Origin of the sequence: Agrobacterium sp. GD03872 (assembly GCF_029840625.1) — a bacterium.
GTDB lineage: Bacteria > Pseudomonadota > Alphaproteobacteria > Rhizobiales > Rhizobiaceae > Agrobacterium > Agrobacterium fabrum_A.
In genome coordinates this window covers 44358-56949 of sequence record NZ_JAOCCY010000010.1, presented here as the reverse complement: position 1 = coordinate 56949, position 12592 = coordinate 44358, and the positions used below count along the sequence as shown (strand labels likewise).

At 58.6% G+C, this 12592-nt stretch carries 11 protein-coding genes; 3 read left to right on the top strand and 8 right to left on the bottom strand.

Features of this window, described 5'->3' with window-relative positions; translation table 11 throughout:
* Window positions 1–948 precede the first annotated feature (948 nt).
* Window positions 949–2121, bottom strand: coding sequence for an IS110 family transposase (locus tag N5D22_RS19355; protein ID WP_279657354.1), 1173 nt, complete (start codon window positions 2119–2121; stop codon window positions 949–951).
* A 195-nt stretch (window positions 2122–2316) separates the two neighbouring features.
* Between N5D22_RS19355 and N5D22_RS19350 the strand changes: the two genes are divergently transcribed.
* Complete coding sequence (locus N5D22_RS19350; protein ID WP_279657353.1) at window positions 2317–2631, top strand: transcriptional repressor TraM; 315 nt, start codon at window positions 2317–2319, stop codon at window positions 2629–2631.
* On the opposite strand, the gene traR is transcribed toward N5D22_RS19350, so the two are convergent.
* A complete protein-coding gene (gene traR, locus N5D22_RS19345) occupies window positions 2624–3328 on the bottom strand; it encodes a transcriptional regulator TraR (protein ID WP_279657352.1) in 705 nt (234 codons plus the stop codon). The two genes, N5D22_RS19350 and traR, sit on opposite strands and share 8 nt — an antisense overlap.
* 143 nt (window positions 3329–3471) lie before the next feature.
* On the opposite strand from traR, the gene N5D22_RS19340 reads away from it, so the two are divergent.
* Window positions 3472–4386 (top strand): XRE family transcriptional regulator, encoded by a 915-nt coding sequence (locus N5D22_RS19340; protein ID WP_279657351.1) that lies wholly within the window; start codon window positions 3472–3474, stop codon window positions 4384–4386.
* A complete protein-coding gene (locus N5D22_RS19335) occupies window positions 4387–5007 on the top strand; it encodes an RES family NAD+ phosphorylase (RefSeq protein ID WP_279657350.1) in 621 nt (206 codons plus the stop codon).
* 37 nt (window positions 5008–5044) lie between these two features.
* On the opposite strand, the gene N5D22_RS19330 is transcribed toward N5D22_RS19335, so the two are convergent.
* The 6 genes from N5D22_RS19330 to traA all read right to left on the bottom strand — a co-directional run bounded on the left by N5D22_RS19330 (window position 5045) and on the right by traA (window position 12460).
* On the bottom strand, window positions 5045–6289 hold the full coding sequence (locus tag N5D22_RS19330; RefSeq protein ID WP_279657349.1) for a HipA domain-containing protein: 1245 nt from the start codon (window positions 6287–6289) through the stop codon (window positions 5045–5047).
* Window positions 6282–6638 (bottom strand): helix-turn-helix domain-containing protein, encoded by a 357-nt coding sequence (locus tag N5D22_RS19325; protein ID WP_279657348.1) that lies wholly within the window; start codon window positions 6636–6638, stop codon window positions 6282–6284. The genes N5D22_RS19330 and N5D22_RS19325 overlap by 8 nt, the downstream gene beginning before the upstream one ends.
* A gap of 159 nt (window positions 6639–6797) precedes the next feature.
* On the bottom strand, window positions 6798–7400 hold the full coding sequence (locus N5D22_RS19320) for a TraH family protein (protein ID WP_279657347.1): 603 nt from the start codon (window positions 7398–7400) through the stop codon (window positions 6798–6800).
* A 17-nt stretch (window positions 7401–7417) separates the two neighbouring features.
* Window positions 7418–8581 carry a conjugal transfer protein TraB gene (locus N5D22_RS19315; RefSeq protein WP_279657346.1) on the bottom strand — a complete coding sequence of 388 codons (1164 nt, stop codon included), beginning with the start codon at window positions 8579–8581 and terminating at the stop codon, window positions 7418–7420.
* Complete coding sequence (traF, locus tag N5D22_RS19310; RefSeq protein ID WP_279657345.1) at window positions 8571–9137, bottom strand: conjugative transfer signal peptidase TraF; 567 nt, start codon at window positions 9135–9137, stop codon at window positions 8571–8573. Before traF ends, N5D22_RS19315 begins: the two co-directional genes overlap by 11 nt.
* The gene (traA, locus tag N5D22_RS19305; RefSeq protein WP_279657344.1) at window positions 9134–12460 is read right to left on the bottom strand and encodes a Ti-type conjugative transfer relaxase TraA; all 3327 of its coding nucleotides are present in this window, start codon (window positions 12458–12460) and stop codon (window positions 9134–9136) included. Before traA ends, traF begins: the two co-directional genes overlap by 4 nt.
* Window positions 12461–12592: the final 132 nt, after the last annotated feature.

Sequence of the window (12592 nt, the reverse complement as noted above, 5' to 3'; positions counted from 1 at the left end):
GACGTAACGAAATTCAGCGATAGCTCACTTACCCAGACATCTCTCGAACTTCAAGAAAACTCAACGAACAGTTCGCATCAAAATTGCCGAATAGGTTAATTTTGATTTCCCGGACTACGTTTCCGCCATTAAATTTCTTTGAGTTTAAAATATCTGGCGAGTTACCATGGCAATGCCAACCATGGAAGCAGACAAATGACCGCCAAGGCGATACAGAGAATAGAGCCTTTGACGATTCTTGTTCGCCTTGATCTGATGCCTTGCCAATCGTAGTCCATTTGATGCCCCCTCGTCACGCCTCCGAGCCTGCACTATGGACGTGGCCTGGGGCTTTCGCGGCAAGGAGAGGTCTTCGAAAGAGCCGTGTTGGGGCATTCAGGGACTTCCTGGCGATCGATGTGTGGCAGAACAGCGCTTATGCCCGACGCAAGGTGCAGGTGCAAATCTGCAGTGGCGCGTTTCCGACTTGCTCGCTATAAGCACAGGCGAGGCAGTACGCGCTGTCTCCGGGCTTTGTAACCCGAAGCATACCGGTTTGGCGTCCGCCGACAGGGCGCCAGATTCCTCGACCTATGGTCGGGTCTCTAGCCGCGCGGGTGTCAATCACCCTCTTCTTTTTTGCTAAGCTTCAGTTTCTGCACGTATTTCTGATTCTGGGCAGTATTCGCAAAACAACAGATCACCGCTGCCGGATTGCGCCGACATGGCAAGTTCAGGTCTGTCGTCCTGCCCGCAAGATCATCAGTCTCTCCGTAGTCACGTCGCCTTCTCCCGATGGCAACGGCTACATTATGATGTTCAATAAGAACAAACAGGCGGGACCAATAGGAGCCTCGGCTTCAACGCCCGCCGGGAAGATCCCGGTTGACTAGCCACCCGACCAAACGTCGCTCACCCATCTGCCGTCTTGCTGCAAGACCCCCGGCTTCAGACTCCCCGGGGTTTTCGTCAAACGAGCGCTGACGCAACCCGTCCGGATTTCGAGGCAACGACGATCAGCTCCTGCTTGAGCTTGACGCGTTCCTGAGGGCTCAGCGTCTTCGGCCGAAACCGGTCGTTGTTGAGCCATATCTTGTGCATGATCATCGCCAGCTTCCTCGCTACCGCGATGCGCGCCTTTGAGAAGCCGATGCGTTTCGCCAGGCGCACGCCCCATGCTTTGAGGCTGTTCCATTCCTGACTGCCGGAAAGCAGGACCGTTGCGGCGATCACAAGAACACGGCGGGTCGCTGGATCGCCACGCCGGGATATGCCGCCCATGAAGTTCGTTTCTCCCGACTGGAATTGCCGAGGCGTCAGCCCGAAGTATGCGGCCACGTCCGAGGACTTCTGGAAGCGCTGCGGATTATCCACTGCAGCATAGAACGACAGCGCAGTGACCGGCCCGATTCCGGGAATGTCCATAAAGCGCTTGACCATCTCGATGCTGTTGGCGATCGCGTGTATTTTTTCGGTCAGCGGTGCGATCTTCTCGACCGCCTCCATGTAAAGATTGAGGGAAGGCAGCACATAGGATCTGACTTGGACGCCGTTCCTCTCGGCCTCGGCCAAGCCTTCGAGGGTTCGCCTGTAGAAGGTGTCCGCTGTCACGTTCCCGCGCTCGACGATAACGCCGAATGGCTTGAGAACGCCGGCGATATGATTTTCTAGACCGACCTTCTGGCTGACCAGGTGATCTCGCATCGCCAGAAGTACCCGGGTCTCCTGCGATGCCTGAGACCTGATGCTGACAACCCTAAGGAAGTCTTCACCACCCATGCGAACGAGCTGTGCCAGACCACGGGCATCGTTTTTATCGGTCTTGTTACGATAGGTGGCCAGAAACCGGTGGGCCTGAAACGTCTCCATACAGACGACATCAAAGCCGCTTTTCACCAGCCCGCTATAAAGCCAGCTGCTCATGTTGCCGGCCTCGAGCCCGATCTTCATCGCCTTGTCTGCGTCAACCCTATTGGTCAGCCAGCCGCGAATGTCTTCGGGCCGGGTATTGCATTTTCCCTCGCAGAATTTCCTGCCGTCGGTATCGATGACACAAATGGATGTCATTCGCTGCGAAACATCGAGGCCAACAAAATAATCGTATGATTTACTACTCATGGCGTTCTCTTCCGTTTGGTGCATGACGTCAGAGATGATAAGCGCTATTCAACTTGGGCGGTGAGGCAAGCGCGGCTACACCATAGGAGCTGTGGACGCATGTCCAGGTTCCTCGGAACTAAAGGTCCATGGGCTGAGTATGCTCGGTTACAAACTCCCCGGTCACCAGGGGTCAGGATCAATGCGGGGGCGAACCGCCAATTCTTTTTTGGAGAATGCATGAACCGCAACGAACACCTGAATGGCGAGGCGGTTGAACTCAAGCCTTTGGTCGGCTTGCTACACGATCTCCCCACCGCGATGATTGAACAGCTCACCGTTGAGGCGATCCATATTCACCGTGACCTCGTGGAGAAGGCGGAAAGCCGCTATCAGGCTCTTCCTGATGAGATCCGTCACGGAAACCGCGTCGGGGGCGAGGCCCATCATTCCTATGTCCAGTCAATGATTGCAATGCATGCGCAGATGTCCGCCCTGACGACGATGCTGCATATTCTCGGCTATATTCCCAAGGTGGAACCCGCAGTTAAATAAGGCCGCGGCGAATAGCGAGCGCCACAAGCTCGGCATGCGTCGAGATGTTATTCTTCTCCTTGGCGTCGGAGATGGCGGAGCGAACCGCGTTGTATTTGACGTTCTCCAGCTCCGCGGTCACCTCTACCGTCTTTCCCAGAGACAGCCAGCGCGTGTAGGTGATCTGTTTCGGGGTGAAGAATACCTTCTGCTCTATCGACGGTGTCACGCGCATCTCCTCAAAACGGATGTGCAGCTGAGAGACGGCCGAGGCGGCGGTGATGGCATCAATTTCCACGTCGGTCGCGACCGATGGACGCTGAGATGCGAAGGTCAACATCGACATCGCTCCATTGGCGGTGCGGACAGGGATTGATACGCCTGAACGGATGTTGAAGTCTGCGGCTTGTAAAAAGAAGGTGCGCTCTTCGCTTGAGAATGCGGTTTTCGCGACTTCCCCCGACCAGGCAAAAGCCTTTTTGATCCGCTGGGCTTGCTGCATCACCGGATCGATAAACCGATATCCCAACTTGTGGTAGATTCCCTGCCATTCAGTATCGTAGTTTGACACTGCATAGGTTTGCCCGGGCCGCAAATTGACAAAGGCGTAGCCGACAAAATCAAATCGCTCTGCGAGATTGGCCAGCGCGGATTTCAGTGTGGCTTCGTTGTTGCCGACAGCGGTCACATCGAGAAGCTTCTCGAGCCAGTTGTTCATCTCTGTTCTCCCTGAACTTCCAAAGTCTTGTCCGAAAAGATACCGGCAGCCGGAGGCCGCGGCATGGTCGGACAGCGACATTGAGAGGCCTGAGACATATCCAATCACCTGTTTGATTGTCGAGGAATGGCTTTCTAATCGCTTTGCGCGGCAATGGAAATATCAGTCTCAACAATTCTCGGAAAAATTGCAAAAAAGCGGAATTGATTCCAGCTTTTGCCAATGGTGACACCTGCCTTTACGAACTTGACGAACTTATCGAGATTTGCCATATTTCTTCCGACGGAGTTAGAAACATGGCGTCTCCAAAATCTAAAATCGGAACTCGAAGCCGGACATCGCGCAACGCGCGCGCGCTTGCCAAGGCCACGATCACCACAGCGTTTTTTGTCGGGCCGGATCCTACCCTGCCGAAGGGAGCCGCAGGGTTCAAACTCAAGGTCACGGACAATGTCTCCAAGGTTTTGACCAGCAAGCCAAGCCGGGTCAAAGCACTGCTGCAGGGATATGATGATGCAATCGTCAAGAGCCGTACAGCGGGACGGCAGGTCAGCTTCAGGGTCGATGTTGATCCTGAAGGCGAAACTGTCGTCACGCCGGTGGATGACACGGCCCTTGTTCAGACGGTTGTCGTCGAGGATGATGATACGCACGATCCCGAGCTCAGCGAGGCTTTATCGGCGGCTCGCGCGCGCGGCAAGTTGAAGGCTGCCGAAATACTCGGCGGCGCGGATATGCTCAACGCCGACGACTTTGCCAGGCTGCTCGGCATATCCAGAGTGACGGTAAATGCCAAACGGCAAAGCGGCCAGATTCTGGGTCTCGACGGCGCCAAGCGAGGATTTCGATTTCCTGAATGGCAACTGGATGCAGAGGGCAAACCCTACGCGGCGCTAGCGCCTCTGCAGGCAAAGCTCGGCGGCCCCTGGGCGGTCTATCGTTTCCTGATACAGCCACATGGCGAATTGAACGGGTTGACGGGACGGCAAGCGCTCGAACAGGGCAAGATCGAGGCCGCGCTGGACGCAGCCGAGAGTCTTGGAAGAGATTTCGGATAAATGCCGCACGTTTTGCCGCCGGTGGGTTTTGCGGATGCGAAGCTGCAATTGTATATTGTCGATCCCGGACGTCGTTTTGGACGCATCTATCTCGACAAATATCCCGATCCTCTCGGATTCGGCAAAAGCCCAAGCAGATTCAGCGACCCACGCCGACGCAAGCCCGAAAACCGCTTTGGCGTGCTCTATCTCGGCGATACCGTGAAAGTGTGCTTCCTTGAGGCCGTGTTGCGTGACCAGCGTGAAGGTGTCATCGGCGACCTCCCGATCGCCACCGCCGAGCTCTACGATCGCCAATACGCCGATATAGAGGTCGCTGCACCGTTGAAGATGATCGATCTCCGGGATGACGGACCGATCAGGATGGGTGTACCAACCGACGTCGCCAAGGCGTCTGACCAGAAGTTGGCGCGGCAATGGTCGCTAGCCTTCCACGAACATAGCGAGAGGGTTGACGGTATCATTTATCCGTCCCGGCTCAATGGTCACACGAATCTTGCCGTGTTTGACCGCGCAATTGGCAAGCTTCGGGCAAACGGCACTTGTAAACTGATCCGGGCGCCCGGACTTGCGAACACTCTTAATGACCTGAACGTCGCTATTGTCGATCCCGATTCTTAGTCTGCAATCCCGAAGAGAACGTGTGCCTGCCCTTCGATCAGGCCAGGGACAACTCGAGATCCCGGTGCTCGAACGCCGATGCCATTCGATCGATTTCTGCTTCTCTTATCCTGATGTCGGCAGCGACGTCGCGCCACGTTATGACGCCGGCGCCCACCTCGGCGGCAATGGCCTTGGCCTCATCCAATTTGAGGTCAAAATCCCCGGCGACGGAGAAGGCAAGATCGAGTGACGCAGTCGCATCATCCTCGCTGATCGCGGTCGTCAGAATCCGTTCCTTGATATCGGCCGGCACAGGATTGACGTCATACACCGGAGACAGGCGCCAGCCTCTCGCGCCATCATAGAGAAATCCATGATTGCGCAAATGATCGTCGGTGTTGGAAATCAGGATGCTGAACACGATCCGGCGCCATAGCTCATGGCTGTCTTCCTTCGGCGCTGCGCCAAATTGCCTGAGCGCGTCGACCAGTTCCAGATAGCTGTGCTGCTCGTTGTCGCTGGCGCCGATCATGCTCATCGCCGATAAAAACGGGATACGGTTGACGCCTGCCCGGTCAAAACGGCGCAGCAGGATCACGGAACGCCCCGCGATCTGCTCGAGACGAAACTCCGGGACGGTCAGGCCTGATCGTCGTGCCAGTTCCAGGGCCACGCACTCCCATTCGACAGTCGCATACTCATCATCCTTTTTGGGAAATTTGGCGATGGCGAGCTGACCGTCCTGATCGCGAACAGAAGCCTTTGGGCGAGCTCCGCCGAGCGACGAACCGGGCGCAAGCAGCAACTTCAATTCTGCCGCCGTCTCGGCGTCCTCCAGAAGTGCCTCAGCGGCCGAAAGCAGCTTCGGAAGATTGATGAGGGGCGGTACCGGCGGCCCGCCGCTCGCAAGGAACGGACCAGCAGGATCACTCGAGAAACGTAAGGCCCCCTGTCGGGTCTCATCATTGACCTGGAGAAGATAATCGATCTCGAACAGGGTTCGGGCGCGCTCTTTGGCGGCCTCGGCCCGGCGCGCCTCCGCCCGTTTCATCAGCGTCCGCCCCCATCGGTCAGGTGCAGAATCGCCAAGCGAACCAAAGAGACTCTTGGCCGTATAAAACTGGCCGGTCGTCAACGCCAGCGCCGGCTCAAGCGAGTAGCGCAGGGGATTTTCGAGCCATTCGCGCTCGTATTCGAATGAGGCTGTCTCCTTGCCCTTATTATTGTGGCTGTAAAGGCGACCGACCGGATGCGCTGTTCCGTAGAGATCGGCGTGAACAAAGGCAAGACGGTCAACCATGACCCGCTCCACCAGCCTTGTCGCGGGCGACCGACTTCGGCCGTGGGAGCCGAATGCGCTCCGGCAAATGGCGCTCTTCGAGAGAACGCCCGATATCATCAATCATCGGATCGGCGAGCTTCGCAAGACCATCGACAAGTCCCAGAGCATGCAGGACGGCGGCGTAGATACCGAGAGCGACGGATTCGTCACCCTTTTCCACCTTCGTCAGGGTCGTGCGGCTGATCCTTGCGCGTTCGGCCATCAGTTCCATGGGAATGCGGCGGCGCTTGCGGGCATCCCTGATATCGGAGCCGAGCTTGCGCAAGGCGCGCTTCGCCGGAAGCGGCAAGGACGAAATGGGTTGCATGATGCCATATCCTGTTCACATAAACACACGCTATACCACATAATGTACGCGAAGATGAACGGTATTTTTTGACCGGCCCTATTCAGCTTCTTCTTAGTGCGCACATACACGGTCATAATTTGCTTTTTAGTGCGCGTATGTGAACATTAGTGACCCTTTTCACTTCCCATTTATGCGTGAGAGGTCGATGCGAATTCCGGCCTCGTCCGCCTCCGGCTGACCTTCCGCTGAAGAGGGTTCAGCATCGGATACGTCATTATTCTCCTGAGTATTTTCCGGGACCCTGGTCTGGTCTGGCAACCGACCGCCCGGATCCGCTGCCTGAAACACGCTCTGCCCCTCGAATTCGCCGGTTTTCCATGCGTAGACCGCGTCCTCGAAAATCTGCGGAAAAACCTCGTCGCTTTTCGGATTGCCATACCATTTGGCCACGATCCGCAAGATCTTGGCAAACATCGAAGTACCCTTGCGCAGGTTTTCGCATGGATCGACAAGATCGTCTTTGACTTCCGACACGTCCTTGAGGCCGACGCCGGCAGGAAACTGTGTCAGTCCCACGCGCACGATGGCGCGGCCGACATTATCGCGAACGATGGCGAGCACTTCGTCGGGGGTCCTGGCCTTCGGAACGAGAATGACCCTGTTGCCCATTCTGACGTTGACCATCAGAGGATCCGGCGCTCCGGCAGCCTCAATAAATTGCTCCACGATAGCCGGTTTGAGGGACGGATCGGCACATTGCTGTATCAAGGCAGCATCCATAAGAGACAGTCTCCCGTTCAGGTGTTAAAGGACATCACGAGCGGAATGCCGAAGAGCTGCGCCCAGGCCTGCGCACTCATCCGCTGGATGGCGACGATGCTCGTGCCGGCGGTCCACCAGCCGTTACCGATGAGAACGACCGCGTCCGGCCTGTGGAGAATGGATTGCAGCAGAGGCCAGACGACGAGTTGCTCGTAGCAAATGATCGGCGCGATCTTCTTGCCGGCGACCTCGACAACCGGGTTGGCGAAGAAACTGGCATGGGCACCGCCTGGTTGTCCGCGCCATCGGTCCCACGGGCGCCACATCGACACCGGCACCGGCATACGCTCCCGATAGACAATACGTGCCTCTCTTGCGCTCACTGCTACCATCACATTTTCGTAGCCGTCACGCGTGATGCTGGCCGCGCCCGCGATCACCGTCAGCGTCATCCCTTCGAGCCCACCGCGCCAGAGCCGCGCGACAGTCGGTGTCCAGAAGCCGAGCGTGCTTTCCGGCAAGACAACAATATCCGCCTCGCCTCCGGCGGCGGACTTTGCTGTGGCGATGAGGTCACGCTGGCGCGATAGTGATGTATCCCGGCCCAGGCTCGCTCCCATGTTCAGATCGACACCATGCCAGCCATCGATTACGATTCGTGGCGTGACCGATGCGGCGGACCACAGCCATAAAGCTGACAAGGCGATGGCAACAGCCGGGCTGATGCGGGATACGAGGCCCATCAGCCCGGCCGTCATGGCGCCAAGCCCCCACCATCCCCAGCCCGCAAACAGCACGCCGGCGGCCGTCAGGGGATGAGCCCATCCGGTGATGCCGAAGGGAGGCAAGGCAAGCAGCACCATCGCTATCAGATAGCGAAGCGGCCGGGTCTTTTCATTCGAGGTCCATAGTGCCGCATGCACGGCAACGAAACTCAGGCAGGCGCCTATCCAGAGCAGCAAGCCCGGCCAGAGATCCGATGCATAGAAGGTCGCCACACCTTGCGGCAAGCCGCGGGACGCCGCCAGAAAATAGGCCGCGGCAATCCCTGTCGCGGTGACGCGATTGCCTGCATGTGACCAAAGAACCGGGAAGACCGCCGCCGCAGGTAGAAGCAGCATGTGGCCGCTCCATCCAACCCAGCCCGACGCGATTGCCGAGGCGATCAATACAGCCGGTTTCATCCAGTCAGGGCGCATAGGTCCACACCTCACGCGCAAGACCAAGAATGCCGGCAACAGGTAAGGGACCGAAATACCGCGAGTCGAACGAGCCCGGAAAATCCGAGTGCAAGAAGACCGCATCGGCTGGAACGACGCCACCGCGATAGGCAATGAGTGGCCGCCCTTTGCCGTCCCTCCGCATCACATGCGAATGGTCCAGCCGCCGGCCATCGATGCGGACCTCTTCGCCAACGGTGACGCTTTGACCGGCGAGCGCGACAACGGTCTTGATCAGCGGCGCAATGCCTTCAGGACAAAGGCCGCTGCGCAAGTAGCCCCGATTTCTCGCCAGCCGCATCGCATCCGTTCCCGGCGGGCAGATGAACACCAGGTCGCCGTTGCGGACCGGTCGGCCGATCGGTGCGATCCGCCACAGACCCAAGGGCTCGCTCGGGGTCAAATTGATACGGAAGCCCATCATACCGGCCGTGACGCCTGCGGCGAGCAACAGGAGCGCAACCGGCCCGGTCACAAGCAACGTCGCTCGCCGTTTCATGATTGGGCGTTGATTTGACAGGGCGGCGATCGTCATTTCAGGGTCAGTCCCTTGGTCTGCGCCTGGCGGAGCGCTTCAGCCTGCTTGATCCCCTCGACCGCACGCTCATGAGCCGCCAGCTGCTGCACCGCGCGCATCGCGTTCCAGGCCGACTTCACGTCTACCTTTTGTGAGTCCGACATACCCGCAGTGAGAGATTTGAAGACGTCACCGTCGGGGTTCCTGGCGGCAACACCGAGCAATGTTCGTTCGCCGAAACGCTCGGAGACGGCGCGAGCAAACCCATCGAGTTCCGCCTTCACCATTTTGTCGGCCAACGCATATTCGAGACCGGCCGGCAGGTCGTTCCGATCAATCGCATCCCGCACGCGCTCGAGCGTCTGCTTGGCTGACGGCGAGAGTGCTGGAATATCGACGGCGACCTTGAGACGGATGGCGCGCTCCTCGGTCTCATGCTTGCGTTCGGCCTCGGCACGCGCCGCGATATAGCGCTCGAGGTTGCGGGCAAGCGCCGGCGTATTGACCAGCGCGGTATCGCGATCCTGCTTGTCGGCGCGGCTTGCGAAAACTCCGGTTCTGCCCTTGAGCGCGCCAAAGGTTTCTGGTTTGGCCCCGACGGTTGCCAAGGTCGCAGCGGCGACCGTCCTGTCCTTCAGCATGGCGTCGACATTGACCACCTTGAAGGCCGATTGAGGATCTGCGTAGACGAGGTTGAAGCGCGTCGTCACGTCCTGCCATTGCTTCTTCAAGCCTGGGTCGGCGGCAAGGCGGTCCTCCACTGTTTGTTCAAGCGATTTCGCGAAAGACGTGATGCCGGATACCATGGGTCGAGCCTCCTTGATGACGGCGTGAGATCGTGTGACTTTGTCAGGACTGACCAGGCCGAGATGCGTGCCAAGCACGCGGAGACGCTCAGCAAGGTCGATGAGCTTCTGCTTCTGTCGCACCGTCCATTCGAGACGATCTCGCACCAGAGTCCTGGCGACATTGACGAGGTGCAGGCCGCGGGCATCGGCAAATCGCAATGCCGCGCGATAGAAGGCGCCTCTTTCGTAGTCGAGCGTCGTTTCCTTGGCGTTTCGGCGCGACAGGATTTCGACAAGACCGCCAGCCTTGGCGAAAGATCGCGTGCCGTAATAAACGGCCAGATCATCGCGGTGGCGCGTCATTGCGACATAGGTCAGATGGCGGTCGAGCGAGAGCGATGCGAGCACTTTGACTTGGTCAACGGTCGCACCCTGGGACTTGTGAACAGTCGTGGCGTATCCGTGATCGAGATTGTTATAGAAGCGCTGTTCGACGGTGACCTGACGCCGGTGTTCCCCTTCGCCAACCGCGGCGACGATGCGTCCAGGTGCGGCCTCGATGACTTTCGCCAGCATGCCGTTTTTGACGCCGATCGAACCCTCGTTTTTCAGGAACACGATCTGATCGCCAGCGGAGAAGTGCCGCGAGCCATCCTCCGTCTTGAAGAGATGACCGGCATCGACCAGACCGCGCTCGACCAGCTTTGCACGGGCCAGCGCATTCAGGCTGCGAACGTCGCGACGAAGATGGGCGAGGATCAACGATGTCTTTGACGGATCGTAATCTCGGTTCCAGTCGTTGATCAGGTTTTCGACGGCCTGCGCCTTCAATGTCGAACCCTTCAGGCAGCCATTGGCCTGATAAGCGGCGACAGCTTGCGCGACATTGCCGCGGGCAAGATCGAGCGATGCGTCCCGCATCCACTGCTGGTGCTGGCGATAGATCGTTTCAAGTTCCGCATAGCCGATCCGGTCGGAAATTGCGCGGAAGGCTGCGCCGGCTTCGATCGGTTGAAGCTGTTCGGGATCGCCGACCAGGACCAGTTTTGCGCCTGCCAGTGTGACGGCTTCGACAAACAGTGCCATTTGCCGGGAGGACACCATGCCGGCTTCATCCAGGACGAACACGGTCTTGGCGTCGAGCAGGTCGCGATCCTTCTCCCAGCGCAGCTGCCAGGATGAAAGCGTCCGCGACAGGATCCCCGCTTCCTTTTCAAGACCCTCGGCCGCCTTACCGGCGAGCGCTGCGCCGACGACGCGATAGCCGGCGGCCTCCCATGCCTCACGCGCCGCCTTCATCATTGTGGTCTTGCCCGCGCCCGCACGACCGATGACCGCGGTTATCCTCTCGCCCCCGGCGACATGGGCAATGGCCAATTTCTGTTCGTCGGAGAGACGCTGATGGCGTGAAAACACGCCTTCCAGAACAACCTGTCGGACGCCATGCGATGATCGCTGGGATAGCCAAGTCGCTCTGTTCGCCATCTCGGCTTCCAGACGGATCATGTCACGCGTCGTGTATTTTGCCAGCGCGCGAACTCCGGTGACAAAATCGATGCGCTCACGATCGAGACGCAGTGTCTCCGGGTGCTGCAGCACGCGCGACAGGAGATTGCGGAAGAGGGCGGGGTCATCGACATATCGGTGCAGGACCTTGGCGATATCGCGTTCGTCGAACACACTCTTCTCACGCGTGATCAGGTCGAGAATGACTGCCGGATTGTGCCGGATCCGCTTCGCGTTTTCTGTCCGCCGGCCCTCCTGCAACTCAATGCGTTCGAGCTTCGGCAACCAGGCGGAGGACTCTGCCTTGGCCTGACTGCCCTTCCTGTCTATCGCGGTAGCGCCAACACCGATATGGATGGTCGGTTCAAGCGCGATCCCCTGCCTTTCATAGGAGCGGCCATCGACCCTGACGTCGAGCCCGGCGAGCGCGAGATGCCTGTTCTGGATCGCAAACCAGCCGTCCCTGAACGCGTTGAAATCTGCAGCGTCACCGGCCCAGAGATCATAAACAATCTTGCCGGCATCATTGCGCAGCGCCTCGCCATCCGGACCCGTCAGGGCAATCTTTTTGGGCCCGAATCCATCCTCGGTGAGAGGCCGCAGGGTGGTCATCAGATGGACATGCGGATTGCCGGGCGCATCGTGATAGACCCAGTCGGCGACCATGCCCTTTGCCGTAATATTGGTGGCCACGAAATCCCGCATCAACGCAATGTTCTGCGCAGCTGTGAGTTCAAGCGGGAGCGCGATAGTCACATCCTTGGCGAGTTGGGCATCACTGCGTTTCTCGGATAGTTCGACCTGGTTCCAGAAGGCTTCCGAGGCTCCGGCGACCGACCGGTCTGAGACCATTGTCCGGAGCCATTCGGGCGCGTCGGAGGGGATCACGAACTCCTCGTGTAGCAGCCCCTGCTTTCGGGAGTAGTCGATGGTTCGCGCTTCACGCTCATAGTCCATCTTTGCGCAGTGCCGGTAGGCCGCAGACAGCACGGCGCTGCGGCCGGAGCCGCGGGCGACGATGCTGACGGAGAAATGCGGGACAGCCACGGCGATCTTCTTTTCCGAATGTGAACAAAAACAACGGCTTGTTCGCAAGAAGCGGCCCCGCCAGGGCCAAAAGCAACACGTCGCACCCGCGACGTATAATTGCGCCCTTGGATCCGCTTCTTCGAAACGGCG

Bases quoted from the DNA above. Each gene is read 5' to 3' on its own strand.
- N5D22_RS19355 (WP_279657354.1), bottom strand. From the start codon at position 2,121: ATGCACCAAACGGAAGAGAACGCCATGAGTAGTAAATCATACGATTAT.
- traR (WP_279657352.1), bottom strand. From the start codon at position 3,328: ATGAACAACTGGCTCGAGAAGCTTCTCGATGTGACCGCTGTCGGCAAC.
- N5D22_RS19315 (WP_279657346.1), bottom strand. From the start codon at position 8,581: ATGCGCCCTGACTGGATGAAACCGGCTGTATTGATCGCCTCGGCAATC.
- N5D22_RS19320 (WP_279657347.1), bottom strand. From the start codon at position 7,400: ATGGATGCTGCCTTGATACAGCAATGTGCCGATCCGTCCCTCAAACCG.
- N5D22_RS19325 (WP_279657348.1), bottom strand. From the start codon at position 6,638: ATGCAACCCATTTCGTCCTTGCCGCTTCCGGCGAAGCGCGCCTTGCGC.
- N5D22_RS19335 (WP_279657350.1), top strand. From the start codon at position 4,387: ATGCCGCACGTTTTGCCGCCGGTGGGTTTTGCGGATGCGAAGCTGCAA.
- N5D22_RS19330 (WP_279657349.1), bottom strand. From the start codon at position 6,289: ATGGTTGACCGTCTTGCCTTTGTTCACGCCGATCTCTACGGAACAGCG.
- N5D22_RS19350 (WP_279657353.1), top strand. From the start codon at position 2,317: ATGAACCGCAACGAACACCTGAATGGCGAGGCGGTTGAACTCAAGCCT.
- traF (WP_279657345.1), bottom strand. From the start codon at position 9,137: ATGACGATCGCCGCCCTGTCAAATCAACGCCCAATCATGAAACGGCGA.